Here is a 17,658-nt window from a genome sequence, read left to right as displayed (position 1 = left end):
GCGAGGTGAGGTACCATTACGGATCGCTAAGGTTTAATTATAGTTATCATAATATTTTTTTTCGCCGGTGATTACATAAAGACGCGACATCTCAGTTAAATCATCAGAACTCTGGCGAAGTTGGTTCGCTAACGAATACAATTGATAACGTTCATTTCCATCGAGAACTTCTTGGACAGCAATGTGTTTTAATGCAAACAAACAAAGGATAAGACTCGCAAGCGTGATTGCTAGAAAGAAGAAAAAAAAATATAGAAGGCGCGTGTTTTTAAGATAGAGTTTTCCTAGCACGTTTCTCTCGTTTTGGCTCATCTACTTACATTGAGGATAGCTCATTTATAATACTTGAGCTATTTCTAATAACTAATTTTAAATGCTATTCTTTAATGAAGAAGATATCTGTTTATTAGGGATTTTTAGGACAAGCTCGGACTTGATCCTTAACTTAGTTCAGGGATTAATTAATGAAATTGTTATTTTTAGGGGCGGGTAGCGGTATTGGAACGGATTTCGGGAATTTTCAATCAAATATGCTACTTCTAACGGATAGTGGTAAAAAACTATTGATAGATTGTGGTACGGACATCCGTTTTTCATTAACTAAAGCAGGATATCTTCCTCAAGATATTGATGCGGTTTATATTAGTCATTTACATGCTGATCATATAGGCGGGATCGAATGGTTTGCTTTTCAACGTAAGTTTGCTTCTTCTAATGGACCACCTGAGTTAATCATTCATAAAGATTTAGTTCATCGGTTATGGGAGCATAGCTTAAGTGGAGGATTGAAAACACTTGATGATAGAGAGGCAATTCTGAGTGATTATTTTTTGGTTCATTTAATCAATGATGAGCACATTTTTAATTGGGAAGGGTTGAAACTGAATTTAGTTCAAACCATTCATATTTATTCCAATAACAAGCTGATGCCAAGCTATGGTTTGGCCATTGGCTATAAAGGAAAAACATTCTTCATTACTACTGATGCACGGTTTACTCCAGAGCGTTTTGAAAAATATTATCGAAATGCAACGCTTATTTTTCACGATTGCGAAACTATGGAAACCCCCAGCGGCGTACATTCCCATTTCAATCAGTTAGTTACCTTAGATCCAAAGATTAAAGCAAAGCTCTGGTTATATCACTACAATGATGGAGAGTTACCTGATGGCCAATCGCATGGTTTTGCTGGTTTTGTCCGTTGTGGTCAGGAGTTTGACCTCAGTTAGAAACGAACCCGAAATGCGCGCTGATGTCTCGACGGAACTTACTATAAGACTATCTGCATCATTGAACTAAAATTTTTCCTGTAAATCAACATCATACACAGCACCCTTCATTTGACTGCCATTTCAACGTTATATTTATACTATAATTGTATTAAATATGCACAACATGGACGTTATATGCCTATCAAATACCGTTCTTTTGATATATTACCTAAGAATGAACAATTAGATCGAGGTAATAAATATAGAGAAACTCATATAGATTTCGATAATGCTTCCATAGTAAATGGTGCTGCCCAGGTGCTTAGGGATATGGGTATCGATGATTTTATTGAGCTTATGGTAGGTCCTGATAAAGTAGGTAAGCATTTTGACTTATCAGAACAATTAGCAAAAAAAATATTGATTTTACTATAAATAAACCGCGTTATGTTTTTTTCTCGTTACCTACGCGCGGAGGAACCCATTCAGTTAGTGTGATTATTGATAGGGAGACTAAAACAATACCTATAATGGATTCCTTAGGAGAAGATTATGACGAGGCAATGAAACAAGTTTCTAATTGTATCGATAAAGGAGTTTTGGAAGGTTATAATACTATTTGTGCTTCTGGGGCGCAACAAAGAGATCAAATAAGCTGTGGGGTACATACTTCGGCCAATATCATTGAAGTTATTTGTGGTGATATAAAACCTGTCCAAGGATTTAAATTACCTAAAAGAAATGAGGAGGAGGTGATTCGATTAACAGGATTATTGGTAACCGCAAATGAAGATCTAGCAAATGTGAAAAGAAAAGAAAATGAATTATCAGAGTTGGCTTTTAACCAAAAGCAGAGTTTGAAATATGCGTTAAAAAATATGGGACGAAAAACACATGATGTAAAGGAATTTTTAAAAGAATTGGAAAAAGAAACACCACAAGGATTTGGATATGAAGGGCAGCGATCCTTAAAAGATTTTTTGGAAGATTTTAGTATGAAATACCCTCGTAATAAATTTAGCTCCTGGGTGAAAAAAAAGGAATTTAATGATTTAATAGAAAAGTTTCCTCCTTTAGATGCAGGCCTATCCAAATCATTAGATCGAGGACTTCTCGATTTTTTCCAATATGAATCCTATTGGTGGATCACAAAGCAATTCAGGCAAATAAAAGTGCCTAGTTTTGGAAGAGAAGAAACATTTGAGGAAAGAGCAATAAAAAAAATCGATCAAGAGATAAAAAATTTAAAGGATGGTAACGAAAGTGGAAGTAACGTAAGTCGTGCTTCAGCCTTAGACAAATATTATTAAGGAATGTGAAGAAAAAGGAATTAATAATTCAAATTTTTTAAATTTACTTGCCGCTATTCATGAACTAGAAAATAATAAAAATAAATACATTGAAAAAGGATACGCAAATATAAAAGCGGATCTTACACAACCTAGTCTACTGTATATAAGGGGCATTCCACTTCACATTGATCCCTATGCTCCTCTCAATGAAGCGTATTCCCATGTTGACTTAAAAAGTGGTTTAAATGCCATCATTGACTCTTTTATTGCACAGTATGAGAGAGCCAAAAAGACTGATTTATTATTCGAATGGAGTAGTAATTTTTTAGGTTATTGTCTTGATGGACAAATAGAATCCGCTTACAAGTTTTTAGAGATCAGAGATCAACCAAGTATGACAGCTGATGTTGCAATGCAGACTTTTGTATCAGAATATATTAAAGATTTTGCGGAGGAAAAATGGATAAAAGGTATCAATAACTATGAGGATTATAATGCTCTTTACAATGAATATAAGACGGCCCTTCGTGAGGTAAAAAAGGGAAATACTTATAAAATGACTCATTTACATATAGATGAAGAAGTTGTTTTTACTCCAGAGGATCAGGCAGAGATAGAGCGCGAAATTAAGAAATTAGATGTTGCTTTCGATGTAAATAGGGCGCTACCATTTATAATGGACGCGCATCCTGATTATACGTTCAGTGATGGCCAACAAATGACAGAACAGTTTGTAAGAGCATTTTTAAAAGATGGGCTACTTTTTCATGAAAATAACTCAGCGGTAATTAAAGCGGAAAAACCAGCCCCCTCTTCAGATCAATTAATGCTTCTCCTGCTAGGTAATAAAAAAAAGGAAAATATAGAAATGATTCAATTACCGCAGGATAAGGAGAAAGAAATAGCAGAAGAAGAAATTAATCCTGAACCGCCGATTCAAGATGATGATCAAGAAAGTGAACATTCTTCAAAATTTAACTAACCCTTCTCTAATTTAGTCAGCCCACAAAAATTTAACTTAATTCCCAACTCAATCTGCTTGGAAGTGTAGAGTAAGGGTACAGAAGCTCAATCGGGATTATTTCATTCGGATAGAAGGGATTAAAAAAACTCCAGTTTATTCTTAAAATTTTATGTGTTTCATTGATATAATGGATCTCCTTTTAGATTAGTTGATATGGATATTTATGTGGATTGTATGGATTGCACTTTCGCGACCTTACACGTTTATTGTCATGGCCTTAATGCTTCTTATCATTGGGCCTTTGGCAATAATGCGGACTCCTACAGATATTTTTCCTGACATCAATATTCCTGTTGTGAGTGTTGTATGGAGTTTCACTGGTTTACCGCCCGATGAAATGGGTAACCGCATTACGAGTGTGTTTGAACGTGCGGTAACGACTACAGTGAATGATATTGAACATATTGAGTCCGAATCACTCATTGGCGTCAGCGTGGTCAAATTGTTCTTCCACCCCAATGTGAATGTCGATATGGCTTTGAGCCAGGTCACGGCAATTGCACAAACGATGCTGCGTAATTTGCCGCCGGGGACTTTACCGCCATTGATACTAAACTATAAAGCCTCAACGGTTCCTGTTTTACAACTTGTATTGTCAAGCGCGACGATCCCGGAACAGAAGTTAAATGATTTGGGAAATAATTTTCTTCGTACGCAACTTGCAACAGTACAAGGAGCAGCATTACCGTATCCTTATGGAGGAAAAGTACGTCAAATCCAGGTCGATTTGGACATTCCTGCAATGCAAACGTATGGGGTTTCTGCACAAGAGGTTAATAATGCCATTCTTGCTCAAAACCTCATTATACCTGCAGGGACACAAAAAATAGGTCAGTATGAATACATCGTCAAATTAAATGGTAGCCCGCTTTCAGCAGTTGATTTAAATGACGCACCGGTTAAATCTACCCCAGGCCGAATTTTGTATATCCGTGATGTTGCTCATGTTCGTGATGGGTTTGCACCGCAAACCAATATAGTGCGAGTAGACGGACAACGGGCGGTAATGATGTCAATTCAAAAAACGGGGAGTGCATCTACTTTAGAGATCGTTAATCGGGTAAAAGCTTTAATGCCCAAAGTTAAGGAGATGCTCCCGAAGGGGCTTAACTTATCTTATTTTGCGGATCAATCAATCTTTGTGACTGCCGCTATCCGGGGTGTTATTACTGAGGGTGTAATTGCTGCAGCATTAACGGGACTTATGATTTTACTCTTTTTAGGCAGTATACGTAGCACTTTGATTATCACTTTGTCTATTCCCTTATCTATTATTGCATCGATTACTATTCTTTCTGCTTTAGGTGAGACAATCAATATTATGACCTTGGGTGGTTTGGCTCTTGCTGTGGGTATTTTAGTTGATGATGCTACGGTTGCTATTGAAAACATTAACTGGAATTTGGAGCAAGGCAAGGAAGTAGAACAGGCTATTCTTGATGGCGCGAAACAGATTGCAATACCTGCTCTTGTATCGACTTTATGTATTTGTATTGTTTTCGTACCTATGTTTTATTTGGGGGGCGTTGCTCAATATTTATTTGTGCCTTTAGCTGAAGCAGTAATTTTTGCCATGCTTATGTCTTATATTTTATCACGCACACTTGTTGCTACCTTAGCAAAGTATTGGTTACACAAGCATGAACTGATAGAAGAAGAGAAAAATAAGAGTCGGCTTGCTCGCCTACATGAAGCATTCGAAAAAAAATTTACCTTATTACGCTCGCGGTATGCTGAGTCACTATCTTGGGTATTGAATAATACGAAAGTTTTTATTTCCTGTTTTTTAGGTTTTGTTGGCATTTCACTAATATTGCTCTGGCCGTGGCTTGGTTCAAACTTTTTTCCTGATGTGGATGCAGGACAAATTAAATTACATATTAGTGCCCCGACAGGAACTCGAGTAGAAGAAACAGCACGCATAGTAGATAATATTGATACAGTAATTCGCCAAATAATACCCCCCGTGGATTTGGGAAGTATTGTTGATAATATTGGTTTGCCGGTAAGTGGAATTAATTTATCCTACAGCAACTCGGCAACGAACGGCCCGGAAGATGCGGACATTTTAATTTCCTTGAAAGCTGGGCATAGACCCAGTTCGGATTATGTGCATCAATTAAGATCAGTTCTAAGGGATCGTTTTCCACAAGTTACTTTCGCATTTTTACCCGCAGATATCGTAAATCAAATTATCAATTTTGGTTTGCCATCACCCATTAACATTCAGGTTATTGGCTTAAAAGAAAAAGACAATGCGCACTATGCTAATCAGCTGATGAATCAGTTAAAAAGGGTCCCAGGTCTTACTGATGTACGAATAAGACAATCTAATAATTATCCTGAATTTTTTGTGGATGTGGATCGTAGCATGGCAAAAGAACTTGGATTTACCCAGTTCAATGTCGCTACTGATTTGTTGGTTACTCTATCGGGTAGTTTTCAAACCACACCTACATTTTGGCTGGACCCTAGGAATGGAGTTTCTTATCCGATTGTTACTCAAGCACCGCAATATGTGATGACTTCATTAAATGATTTGCTGAATATTCCGTTTGGAAGTGTCACACTACCTAGCCAGCAGCAAATTTTAGGTTCTTTTGCAAAACTGAAGCGTACTGTGACTTCAGTTGTGGAGTCACATTATAATGTTCAGCCAGTGATTGATATTTTTTCTTCGATACAAGATAGAGATTTAGGAGCAGTGACTAAAGACATCCAAAGAATTATTCAGGACACGCAAAAAGATTTGCCTAGAGGCTCTTCGGTCGCTATTCGTGGTCAGATTGATACGAAAGAACATGCATTCAATGGGTTGTATTGGGGATTAGCATTCTCAATTTTATTAGTTTATCTGTTGATTGTTATTAACTTTCAATCCTGGATTGACCCCTTTATTATTATCACTGCCTTACCTGCAGCTATTGCGGGAATTGCTTGGATGTTATTTATTACCCATACTCCATTAAGCGTGCCTGCCCTAACAGGAGCAATTATGTGTATGGGGGTTGCAACAGCGAATAGCATCCTCATTATTAGTTTTGCTCGAGATCATCTTGCAATGGAAAATGATCCAATGAACGCGGCGCTTGAAGCAGGAAAGACCCGCTTACGCCCCGTAATGATGACTGCATTAGCCATGATTATTGGTATGTTTCCTATGGCACTGGGCCTGGGGGATGGTGGTGAGCAGAACGCTCCATTAGGAAGGGCAGTAATTGGGGGGCTATCTTTTGCAACGATGGCGACACTCTTTTTTGTCCCGGCTGTTTTTTACGTCATTCATCAACGCAAATTGAAAAAGACGCAAAGGAAGGAACATGCTTAAAACAATTCACTCGCATATAAAGGGTCACAAGCATAGACGACTTATTATCGCTATTGCGGTTCTTGTAGTCATTGTTTTAATGATAATGATTTTACGTGTTTCCGCAGCAATCAGTTTACGTAATGAGACTCTTGCGGCTGCTGTTCCAGTAGTCCGCGTGATGACAGCAGAGCAAGAGAAAGGAGTGGAAAAAATTATTTTACCAGGAAATGTGCAGGCCTGGCATGAATCGCCTATTTTTGCACGTGCTAATGGTTATATAAAAAAATGGTATGTAGATATTGGTAGTCATGTGAAACAAGGTGATTTGCTTGCGGTTATTGAAACGCCTGAGCTTGATGCACAGGAACGTCAAGCAAGAGCTGATTTGGAGACCGCAATAGCGAACAATCAATTGGCACAAATTACTGCAAAGCGTTGGCTCAATTTAGTAAAAACGAAATCTGTTTCTCAGCAGGAAACGGACGAAAAAGTAAGTACGGCTGCAGCTTTAGACGCTGCGATGTTTGCCGCAAAGGCTAATTTACAACATTTACAAGAGTTAGTTGGGTTTCAACGTGTTATAGCGCCTTTTGATGGAGTCATCACCGCTCGAGCTACAGATATTGGTGATTTAATTGATGCTGGGAGTAGTTCAACAGCACCACCCTTATTTCGTATTGCCCAAACAAAACCCCTGCGAATTTATGTCAAAATTCCCCAATATTTTTCTTCTCGAATTAAACCGGATATGACCGTCGAGCTCCATTTTGCAGAGCACCCCAAGCAAGTTTTTCCGGCCAAACTATTTGAAACAGCACAAGCGATTGATCCTAAGACACGTACGTTACTCGCTCAATTTGTTACTCCGAACAAAAATGAAGAATTGTTGCCTGGTAGCTATACTGAAGTTTGGTTTATTTTACCTATTCCTCCTAAAACGGTTATTTTACCTGTCAATACTTTGCTCTTTCAGGCACCAGGATTACAGGTAGCAACATTAGATAAAGACAATAAGATTGTCTTAAAGTCCGTTACTCTTCGACGTGATTTTGGCTCAACAGTTGAAATTGCTACGGGGGTATTACCCGGGGATCGCGTTGTACTTAATCCTCCAGATGCAATTAGAAACGGGGAAACTGTGCGAGTTGTTGCATGAAAAAATTGATTCGATTTTTTTCCAAATGCACTGAAGTGAGAAAAGTGCAAGGAAAAACGGAGCACAAAACTGTATCCATGAGATCGCATGAGAATTTGAGCACCATACTGAAGAGGCAATTTTCCGCTGAAGCAGTATTTGGAACGAAGTCTATTGGTATTGGTATACTCGTTTTTGCATTGACAGGTTGTTCTTTCGCTCCCCAATACCATCGTCCTGCCATGCCTATTCCAGAACACTTCAAGGAACCAGGTCAATGGGTGGAAATTAAATCTACACCACGAATTGTCGCTCCAAATGGTTGGTGGCACGCTTTTCATGATCCAGTATTAAATGATTTGGAAAATCAACTGAATAAAGCAAACCAAGATTTGAAATTGGCTTACGCTCATTTTCAGGAGGCGGTTTCGTTAGTACAAGTTGCTCGATCCTATTTTTTCCCCACGATTCAAGGAATATCCAATGCGGATAGACAACAAAATTCACGAACAGTTGCGAATCCTGCAAGTACGTCTGTTTTTAATCAATTTTTGCTGGGTGGTTTTCTCTCTTATGAACTGGATGCGTGGGGAAGTATCCGCAATTCGGTTATTGCCAGTGAACGTAGTGCGAATGCAAGTGCTGCGGATATGGCTTCGATTCGTTTGAGTTTACAAGCAGAGCTTGCAAATACTTATTTTGCATTAAGAGGCAGTGATGAAGCGCAACGTATCTTAGATACGACCGTTGTTGCCTATCAAGAGGCTCTTTATTTAACCAAAAATCGTTATCAAGGAGGGGCAGCGCCTATCGCTGATGTAGATGAAGCAGAAACTCAGCTTGAGAATGCAAAAACCCAGGCAGAAGACATACGCTTACAACGAGCTCAACTTGAACATGCAATCGCAGTATTAGTTGGAGAAATACCCAGTAATTTTTCCATATCTCCTGCTAAATCACCCAGAATTTTCCTGGAAATAGCGCCTAATATACCATCAACTATTCTGGATAGACGACCTGATCTCATTGCTGCGGAATCCAGGGTTCAAGCTGCGAATGCAAATATTGGCGTAGCACGAGCTGCTTTTTTTCCTGTGATTGAATTAACGGGAAGTGCTGGTTTTCAAAGCCAGAGTCTCGCGAATCTCATCTCAAAACCAAGCCTTTTTTGGTCACTTGGTCCTCAGAGCTTATTGAGTTTAAGTCAACCTGTGGCACAAGTAACACTTTTTGATGGCGGTCGATTGCGAGGTTTATTAAATCAGGCTAAAGCTCAGTATTTTGAAACAGTTGCTACGTATCGACAAACAGTATTAACTGCATTCCAGGAAGTAGAGGATAATCTGATTGCGATTCATCAGCTTGATAAAGAATATCGGACTCAAAAAGCAGCGGCTCGTGCGGCCAAACGGGCTTGGGATCAAGAGTTGTATCGGTATAAAGGAGGGCTTGTTACTTTTCTGCAGGTTGTGGTTGTAGAAAATACTGCATTACAATCAGAACTTTCATTAGTCAACATCCGCACTCGCCGACAAATTGCCAGTGTTCAGTTAATTAAAGCTTTGGGGGGTGGTTGGTCTTTAGATATGGGTAAGAGAAAAACTAAGACAACACCTTATTCTAAGCTACGGTAGAAATAGGCTATGGATAAAGGTAGTCCCTTAAGCCTTTATCCTAATCAACAGTTTGCTGTATTAATCAAGATTAATGGTATAAGAGTAGCTGCCAATGCCATCGTATACTGTATCAATATAGCGAATTCCGTTACACGAAGCGCTAACAGTTGGGTGGTTCATCAACGGACCATCTTTAATATCAAGAACACACCAATTCTCGGCATCATAGGCAACAGTAACATGAGCATAGCCGCTGCGACATGCGAATGAGTCTCTGATTTCAAAACTGCGAGGACCAATTAATTGAAGAATAACATCCTGATCGTTAAATCCACTGACAACATAAATACCAGGATGGGATGCATCACTTAAGCGAAAATAATCTTTATAACCACACCAAGATTTATCGGCGTGTGCATTCATCATCATCAAGCTGGTTGTCGCCAGTACCATCCATTTTTTCATAACTGAGCCCCTTTTTTATTATTAAATCCGCTGCGATTATAGGGAAGTATTGAATACAAAACAATTAACAAAAACAAAATCCAGCAGCCAGCAACCTATCTGAGAAAATATATCCAAAATTTATTTCCCTTTAGATGCATGAAATTGAAGATTTTTTGGAAAATATATTAATGATCATATTAGGGCCTACTTAAACTTATTATTAATTTCTAATTTTATAAAAATATGGTCTAGAATAATCTACATAAAGGAAAATTTTAAAAACAAAAAGAGAGGGGAAAAACGATGAACATTCTGAAAAAAATAGCAATCGTAAGTATTTGTCTTACAACAATGGGCTTACTAAGTTCATGTGGAACAGTTCACGGTTTTGGAAAAGACGTATCCAATGTGGGTAAAGATATTCAAAGAGCATCGCGATAATATCTTCTCTTACCTCTTATGCTATCTGTCTTTTGATCACACATCTTTGCCCATACCCCGCGGTTTTTCCGCGGGGTCCAGTGCAGTTCTTCTGGAGTCCGCGGACAAGTCAAGGGGGCGGGATATCAGAGTTGAGTTGGACTGGTTTTCTCAGAGATGTGACTAAGATTCATATAGATGCTATAGGGAGTATTCTGTTGCTGACTCATCGTCAAGCTCTATATCCAAAATCTACTTTGAAGGTGTAATTTTGAATAGAGTTTGAATTCTTCGATTTTTTGCCCCCAACTCCTTTTTTATAAAAGGTTGCCATTGCCATGAAGGTATATCGTAATTTTGTGAGTAAAATAGCTCGTTTAGATGAGCAATTAATGCTTCTTTTTCTGATAAATCAGGACTGATTTGGATCGTGAAGTGATTTAAGGCATGTTGCTGGATAGTGTAATCATCGAATTCAAAAGGAAAGGAGGCCATTTTCTGGCGAATTAGGTCAGCAAAAAGAGGTAGCACTTTATTATTTTGGGTCGCATAACAAATATCACCTACGCGGCCTTCAATTCCTGCCAACCGAGTAAAAACTCCATTTGATTGTTCTTCAATTAAGACATCATCTAAACGATAGCGAATGATTGGTTGGGTCGTACGTAGCAGATCGGTGATAATAGGAACAAATCGTTTTTCATCCAGCCATTCTTTTTCAATAATTACATATTCTTCATTCATTAATAAATGATTACTTTTTTTATCACTGATGGCTAAAAAACCTTCGGTGCATTGATACACTTGTGCCACCTGACATTGAAAGGCATGGCTGATAATGTGTTCATCGCGTTTTTCCAAAACTTCTGCAACAGCAAATATTTTTTCAGGGGTAATTGATAAGCGGTGTTTTTCTTTGGCTAAAGCGAGTAATACAGAGGCTGGCGCTGAGATAATAGTGGGCTGTATTTCATTTAAACGATCAATATGGGCCTCGAAATGTTTGAGTAAATCAAAAAAATGGAATTGAATTTTTTTTCTTTTACTAAGCGTTGTATAGAGCCTGCTATTTGCCCTGAGGAAAAAGGCAATGCGCTCTTTTTTCTTGAGTCCTTTGGGTAATGCTTTAGCCAGCAAAATACCAGCCCAGGCATCACGTTCTTTCTCATTGGCAAGAAATAAACCTTGAGTTCCGGATGTTCCAGAAGAAAGCCCAACTGCGATCCCATTGATTAAAGCAGAAAAATCACGTGTGCTTTCTGCTTTTAAAGCCAGCTTTAATGCGTGGTCTTTTTTTATTTTTACCGTATTTATCTCATCAAAATGATGCATCATTATTTTTTTGTTGATAATTGGCCATTCATTGAGTGGTTTATTCAAATAGGGTTGATAAAAAGGGGATTTATACAGGGTCGTTTTAACGAGTTTTTTAAATCGTTTTTCCTGATAAGCAGATAATTGGTCACGTGATTTGAAACGTTTTCTAAGAAAGTGTGCCTTAAAGTAATAATAAAGTAGCCTAAGTATCATTGCTGACTCTCCAAAAGACGAGCGCGTATATGTTGGCAATGAGAAGGAATAATATCGATTTCTTTATTATTTTTAAAAAGCTGATGCAATTTCTTGATTGTTTGCTGATAAGCCTCTCTATTGTCATGAATTAAATAAGTGAGGTTACTTGGCAAGATGAATTCTTTAAAGGTTTCTTGGTGCCAGCAACTGTCTGCAACTAAAAAGGTTTCTTGGGCTGCTTTAAAATACAAACCAATTTGTCCCTTAGCATGACCTGGCAAAGGAATGGCAATAAGTTGTTCGTCACTAAACAGATCGAATCCGGTGGTAAAGGGTGATAGATTGCGGTTGAGTGCTACTTCATTTTTTAACACAACCAAACGTTCATAAAAGTCTTTAGGAAGTAATCCGGGTAAAAATCCTTGTATCAATGCTTTTATTCCCGTTTTTTGACGGATGTCGTTTATGGCTTCAGGATGGCAGAAAAATTGGGCGTTAGGGAAGTCTTTTAAACCCCCGATGTGATCTGCATGAAAATGAGAAATTACAATTGCTTTGATCTCCGAGGCTTGAATATTATTTTCTGCTAATTGTTCTTTAAGCGATTTTTTTAACACCATAGGTGTTAAGCGCCGGTAGATAGAAAAAGGAAACTTTTGCGTTAATTCATTGAAGCGATTGCTATAGCCTGTATCAAATAGAATATAACCTTGGTGTGGATGTTTAATTAAAGCACAGATTGCGGGGTATTCACATTGTTTCCAATGCCCGCTTTTTAAAGTCATTCGCGCACAATGCGTGCAATATCCGGCTTCGAATAATTGATACTCTATCATGATTTTTGATACCACTTGGCAAAGCGGTCTATTCCTTGAGTTATAGTAATTTTCGGTTGATAACCTAAATCTTTTTGAGCGGCTTCAATATTTAAGGTTTGCCCCATGCATAAAACCGCGGCACTGTAGCGGGTCAAACGCGGCTCTTTATGGATAAAGGGAAGATTATAGAGTTTTTCCATACACCCAGCATATGTTTTTGCAATTGAGTAGGGGATAAATTTAGGTATGAAAGGTTTTTGCAATGCGCTAAAAAGTTCTGAAATAATGGTCATTAAAGTCTTTGGCTCACCATTAGTTATGTTGTACTTTTTACCGCAAAATTGTTGATTTGCCTGTGCCGCTAAAAGTAAACTTTCTACTACATTTTCGACATAGGTAATATCGACTCTATTTTCTCCATTCCCAATAATAGGTAGGATACCGTTTTTTTCATTCTGAAGTATGCGAGGTAAAATGGCGCGATCGTAAGGACCGAAAATAGCACGCGGGCGTATAGTAATCACATTCATATTTTTTTCTTGAAAGGCCTTATCGACTAGAGATTCGGCGAGTAATTTGGTTTTTACATAATCGTTGGCTGGTTTTGAGGGTAATGCTGCATCTTCCTTGATATTATGTTGTTCGGTGAAATTAAAATAAATACTGGGTGATGAGACATGAACTAATCGGGCATTTGGGGGTGTTGCTTCAATTACATGTTGGGTGCCTTGTACATTGGCTTCATAAAAATCTTTATACCGTCCCCAGGGGCTGGAAAGCGCTGCGCAATGAAAAATGGTTTGGGCATCCCGAGCTACTTTTTTTAATTTCTCTTTATCCAGTAAGTCCAGGCTTATAAATCGTGCGCCAGATTGGGTAAGGATTTTACCAAGCTGTTCATTACGTCCTAAAGCGATTACCTCATGACCGTCTGCGACTAATCGTTGAGTCAAATTGAGTCCAAGACAACCTGTTGCTCCGGTAACAACGCACGCCATATTAATACTCCAAAACTATGCCGCCAGCTGCTAAACCGGCGCCTGTACCCATTAACAGGACTAATTGTCCACGTTGTAATTGTTTGCTGTCAATTAAAGTGCATAAGGCAGTAGGAATGGATGCTGCAATTTGATTTCCATGAAAAGGATAAATTGAAACGAATTTTTCAGTTGGAATATGCAATCTTTTTTGCACATGATGCATCGCGAGCAAACTTGCTTGATGGGGGATAAACCAATCGATGTCATTCATAGATAGATTGGCTTTATTTAAAAGATTTTCCATGAGGCTATCTAATAATTTGGAGGCAAGTTTGAATACTTTTTTACCTTCCATATAAAATAGACTTTGTTCTATATTCTGTAACGGATTTTTTGCTGGTAAACGTGTACCGCCCGCTTCAATTTGGCAAAACGTAGAACCAATACTGTGCGTCTCATGATGTGACGATAAAATTCGATTGGTTCCATTGCTTTTTTCAAGTACGCATGCGGCAGCTCCGTCGCCAAAAATAGTGCACGTTTCCATATCTTGCCAATTCAATCCAGCTGAAGCAATGTCACTGGAAACAATAAGAACACGTTTATATCGTTCTCCCTCAATTAAGTACGATGCAATGTCTAAAGCACTAATAAAACTTAAACACGTACTGTTTACGTCAAAACAGGCCGTTCCTGATTGTTCCAATCCCAATTGTTTTTGAATTAATGCAGAAGTACAAGGAATAGCTTGTTCTCCTACGCCACAAGCACTGATGATGGCGTCAATTTCCGTTAATTTAATGTGTGCTTGCCGCACCGCAACTAATGCTGCTTGTGCGCCCATATAAGAGGTTGTTTCATCTGGAGATGCAAAGTGACGTGAAATCAATCCGGATTTTTTTTGTACACTTCCTTGGGGTAAATTAAGTTGAAAATCCAGTTCTGTAGAAAGAACTTTATTTCTGGGTAAATAATATCCCATTCCTGTGATTTGTACAGCAGGCATATTCGCTTCCTTCATTACTTCAATGAATCTATTCTGGACGGGCATAGACAGGTAAATCGACACTAATTATACTTTATGATCATTTGTTATTCAATTGTATTGGATGCAAATGGCACTCAATAAAAATGACAATTCAGTTTCACTAAAACTGTCAACCCATTTTAATCCATGATAAATTAATAAGTTATTCATTGGATGATTTGTAAAGGATTGTGTTTAGTGTTTGATTTGAAACAGCATCTAAAAGTTTTTATTCTTATATCGCTAAGCACGCTGCTGCAAACTTCGTGTATGGTTGGACCTAATTTTCATACACCCAATCCACCTAAAGTCAAAAAATATACTGAAAAACCGCTACCGGCAAAAACCGTAAGTACTTCTGGAGCAGGTGGCCAAGCCCAATCTTTTATTACTAATAAAGATATTCCTTTATTGTGGTGGGAGCTTTATCATTCACCGGAATTGAATCAGCTCATTCGAATGGGCTTAGCCAATAGCCCCAATTTAGCTGCGGCTTCTGCAGCTTTGCGACAAGCCCAGGAAAATCTCAAAGTTCAAATTGGCAATACGATGTGGCCGTCAATCGATGCAAGTCAGATGGTGCAAAGACAGCGTTATTCAGGTTTACAAATAGGTATTCCAGCCGACAGTGTGACGTTTAATCTCGTTTATACTTCATTTAATTTATCCTACACCTTGGACGTTTTTGGGGGGGCACGACGGCAAATCGAAGCATTAATAGCCCAGGTTGATTATCAGCAATTTCAAGTAATTGCTGCTTATTTGACCTTGACTTCTAATATTGTTACTACCTCAGTCGCAATGGCATCGTTTCAAGCACAAATTGAAGTGACTGTTGATTTAATCAAGGCAGAGCAAGGACTTCTTGATATTTTAAACAAGCAATATCGGTTAGGAGGTGTTTCCCAAGAAGATGTATTGACACAACAAACCTTGCTTGAGCAGACCAAAGCGACTTTGCCACCACTTCAAAAAAACTTATCTCAGGCTAAACACGCTTTATCTACGCTTGTAGGTGTTTTTCCAGAGGCTCCTTTACCCATTCTTAAATTGGATCGCTTAAAATTACCCGTAGAGCTGCCTGTGAGTTTGCCTTCATATCTTGTTCGTCAACGTCCTGATGTGCGCGCTTCTGAAGCCTTACTTCATGAAGCGTGTGCCCAAATTGGGGTAGCAACAGCCAATTTATTCCCGAAATTTACTATTACTGCCAATGAGGGATGGCTTAATACCTCGTTTGACAACCTTTTTACCAAAAGACACGAGGTATGGGCTTTAACTGGAAAAATAGTTCAACCTTTATTCCATGGAGGGGCTTTATTTGCACAACGACGCGCTGCAATAGCAGCTTATCAACAGACTGCAGCGCAGTACAAACAAACTGTATTGCAAGCGTTCCAAAATGTGGCAGATGTTTTAAGAGGATTAGAAGTCGATGCACGTACATTGCAAGCACAAATAAAAGCCGAAAATGCGGCGCGAGACGCTTTAAATCTTACGCTAAAACAATATCGCTTAGGCGGGGTAAGTTACATCAATTTATTAAACGCACAACAGCAGTATCAACAGACGCGAATTAGTCGTATTCAAGCACAGGCTCTACGCTATAGCGATACCGCTGCATTATTCCAGGCTTTAGGTGGGGGCTGGTGGCATAAACCTTGGTGTGTCAAAGAGTGTCTATGATGAAAGAAATTTTTTTGAAAAAACAGATGATTATTATGTTAGTTTCCGTGGGGATTCTTTTCGGCCTGATTTTTGGTTGGAAGGCTTTTAGTAACTATATGAGAAATCAATTTTTCCTCAAATCGCAGTCACCTGCAGTTACGGTATCCACGATGAAAGTTGAGGCTTCATTATGGCAACCTTCTTTAAAAGCAGTAGGCAGTATGCGTACACGCCTTGGTGTGAATGTAACAACAGAGCTTGCGGGTATGGTACAGACGATCTATTTCACACCAGGTGCAATGGTTAAAAAGGACACTGTTTTGGTGCAATTAAATGCGCAGGCTGAACTTGGATTATTGCATTCATTACAAGCACAGGTCGAATTAGCAAAAATTATCTATAAACGTAATAAGGCGCAATATGCTGTTCATGCAGTAAGTAAACAAACGGTAGATGCTGATGAATGGAATCTCAAAAATTTACAAGCCCAAGTGGCACAACAAGCCGCAACTGTGGAAAAAAAGACAATACGCGCCCCTTTTTCGGGCCAATTAGGGATCAATAGAGTTAATCCAGGGCAGTATCTTAATGTAGGGGATACTGTAACTACATTACAGGCCTTAGATCCGATTTATGTTGATTTTTATTTACCCCAGCAAGATTTAGGGACGTTAGAGCTTGGACAAACAGTAAAGCTCACTACGAATACGTTTCCCGACACGTTTTTTCAAGGAAAAATCACTACCATTGAACCTATTGTAGACAGTGCGACCCGTAATGTGTTGGTCGAAGCGACTATCCCGAATCCTGATTTTCAATTGAAGTCAGGTATGTTTGCTCGCGTTGAGGTTGCTGCCGGAATGAAAAAAAGCTATCTGACGTTACCGCAATCAGCGATTAGCTTTAACCCTTATGGAGATATTGTATACCTGGTTCAAGAAAGCAAACAAAAAGACAGTAATAATCAACCCATTCTTGTAGTCAAACAGGTTTTTGTAACCGTTGGCGATACACGAGGGGATCAAATTGCTGTATTAAAAGGATTGCGCGCGGGAGATATTGTGGTTACCAGTGGTCAATTGAAGCTTAAAAATGGCAGTCGCGTCATAATCAATAATAAAATACAACCAAGTAATGAGGCATCACCAAAGGTCGTTGAGAAATAGCGGTAATACAGCGTAGTGATAGATTTGTAGCC

At 38.7% G+C, this 17,658-nt stretch carries 16 protein-coding genes; 10 read left to right on the top strand and 6 right to left on the bottom strand.

Annotation, left to right across the window (positions count from 1 at the left end; all coding sequences use genetic code 11):
- Window positions 1-33: 33 nt before the first annotated feature.
- The gene (locus tag Lani_RS20730; protein ID WP_223499504.1) at window positions 34-312 is read right to left on the bottom strand and encodes a hypothetical protein; all 279 of its coding nucleotides are present in this window, start codon (window positions 310-312) and stop codon (window positions 34-36) included.
- Between the two features lie 152 nt (window positions 313-464).
- Between Lani_RS20730 and Lani_RS05345 the strand changes: the two genes are divergently transcribed.
- From Lani_RS05345 to Lani_RS05315, 7 genes are all read left to right on the top strand, one after another.
- Window positions 465-1,229: an MBL fold metallo-hydrolase gene (locus tag Lani_RS05345; RefSeq protein WP_019233407.1), complete on the top strand. Its 765-nt coding sequence runs from the start codon at window positions 465-467 to the stop codon at window positions 1,227-1,229.
- Window positions 1,230-1,406: 177 nt separating this feature from the next.
- A complete protein-coding gene (locus tag Lani_RS05340; protein ID WP_019233408.1) occupies window positions 1,407-1,646 on the top strand; it encodes a hypothetical protein in 240 nt (79 codons plus the stop codon).
- Between the two features lie 95 nt (window positions 1,647-1,741).
- Entirely contained in the window at window positions 1,742-2,521 is a 780-nt protein-coding gene (locus Lani_RS05335; protein WP_019233409.1) for a HEPN domain-containing protein, read from the top strand.
- A gap of 376 nt (window positions 2,522-2,897) precedes the next feature.
- Entirely contained in the window at window positions 2,898-3,485 is a 588-nt protein-coding gene (locus Lani_RS05330; protein ID WP_019233410.1) for a hypothetical protein, read from the top strand.
- A gap of 205 nt (window positions 3,486-3,690) precedes the next feature.
- The gene (locus Lani_RS05325; protein WP_019233411.1) at window positions 3,691-6,855 is read left to right on the top strand and encodes an efflux RND transporter permease subunit; all 3,165 of its coding nucleotides are present in this window, start codon (window positions 3,691-3,693) and stop codon (window positions 6,853-6,855) included.
- Window positions 6,848-7,993, top strand: coding sequence for an efflux RND transporter periplasmic adaptor subunit (locus Lani_RS05320; RefSeq protein WP_019233412.1), 1,146 nt, complete (start codon window positions 6,848-6,850; stop codon window positions 7,991-7,993). Before Lani_RS05325 ends, Lani_RS05320 begins: the two co-directional genes overlap by 8 nt.
- Window positions 7,990-9,606 (top strand): efflux transporter outer membrane subunit, encoded by a 1,617-nt coding sequence (locus tag Lani_RS05315; RefSeq protein WP_019233413.1) that lies wholly within the window; start codon window positions 7,990-7,992, stop codon window positions 9,604-9,606. The genes Lani_RS05320 and Lani_RS05315 overlap by 4 nt, the downstream gene beginning before the upstream one ends.
- Before the next feature lie 60 nt (window positions 9,607-9,666).
- Here Lani_RS05315 and Lani_RS05310 read toward each other — a convergent pair whose 3' ends face one another.
- Complete coding sequence (locus tag Lani_RS05310) at window positions 9,667-10,053, bottom strand: hypothetical protein (protein WP_019233414.1); 387 nt, start codon at window positions 10,051-10,053, stop codon at window positions 9,667-9,669.
- A gap of 285 nt (window positions 10,054-10,338) precedes the next feature.
- On the opposite strand from Lani_RS05310, the gene Lani_RS19675 reads away from it, so the two are divergent.
- Complete coding sequence (locus Lani_RS19675; protein WP_081595161.1) at window positions 10,339-10,476, top strand: entericidin A/B family lipoprotein; 138 nt, start codon at window positions 10,339-10,341, stop codon at window positions 10,474-10,476.
- Between the two features lie 231 nt (window positions 10,477-10,707).
- On the opposite strand, the gene Lani_RS05305 is transcribed toward Lani_RS19675, so the two are convergent.
- Genes Lani_RS05305 through Lani_RS05290 form a run of 4 tightly spaced genes read right to left on the bottom strand, consistent with a single transcriptional unit; the run spans window position 10,708 to window position 14,771 of the window.
- Window positions 10,708-11,985 (bottom strand): F390 synthetase-related protein, encoded by a 1,278-nt coding sequence (locus Lani_RS05305; RefSeq protein ID WP_019233415.1) that lies wholly within the window; start codon window positions 11,983-11,985, stop codon window positions 10,708-10,710.
- On the bottom strand, window positions 11,982-12,803 hold the full coding sequence (locus tag Lani_RS05300) for an MBL fold metallo-hydrolase (RefSeq protein WP_019233416.1): 822 nt from the start codon (window positions 12,801-12,803) through the stop codon (window positions 11,982-11,984). The genes Lani_RS05305 and Lani_RS05300 overlap by 4 nt, the downstream gene beginning before the upstream one ends.
- Window positions 12,800-13,783, bottom strand: a complete 984-nt coding sequence (locus tag Lani_RS05295) for an NAD-dependent epimerase/dehydratase family protein (protein WP_019233417.1) — start codon at window positions 13,781-13,783, stop codon at window positions 12,800-12,802. The genes Lani_RS05300 and Lani_RS05295 overlap by 4 nt, the downstream gene beginning before the upstream one ends.
- A 1-nt stretch (window position 13,784) precedes the next feature.
- Window positions 13,785-14,771, bottom strand: a complete 987-nt coding sequence (locus Lani_RS05290; protein WP_019233418.1) for a beta-ketoacyl-ACP synthase III — start codon at window positions 14,769-14,771, stop codon at window positions 13,785-13,787.
- Window positions 14,772-14,990: 219 nt separating this feature from the next.
- Here Lani_RS05290 and Lani_RS05285 point away from each other — a divergent pair, with 219 nt between their 5' ends.
- Both Lani_RS05285 and Lani_RS05280 read left to right on the top strand, forming a co-directional pair.
- Window positions 14,991-16,478, top strand: a complete 1,488-nt coding sequence (locus Lani_RS05285) for an efflux transporter outer membrane subunit (RefSeq protein WP_019233419.1) — start codon at window positions 14,991-14,993, stop codon at window positions 16,476-16,478.
- Window positions 16,478-17,626 (top strand): efflux RND transporter periplasmic adaptor subunit, encoded by a 1,149-nt coding sequence (locus tag Lani_RS05280; protein ID WP_040522532.1) that lies wholly within the window; start codon window positions 16,478-16,480, stop codon window positions 17,624-17,626. The genes Lani_RS05285 and Lani_RS05280 overlap by 1 nt, the downstream gene beginning before the upstream one ends.
- Window positions 17,627-17,658 lie beyond the last annotated feature (32 nt).

Source organism: Legionella anisa, assembly GCF_001467525.1.
In the GTDB taxonomy this organism is placed as follows: Bacteria; Pseudomonadota; Gammaproteobacteria; order Legionellales; family Legionellaceae; genus Legionella; species Legionella anisa.
Note: the sequence above shows the minus strand (reverse complement) of the source record. Positions and strands in the feature narration are given on the sequence as shown.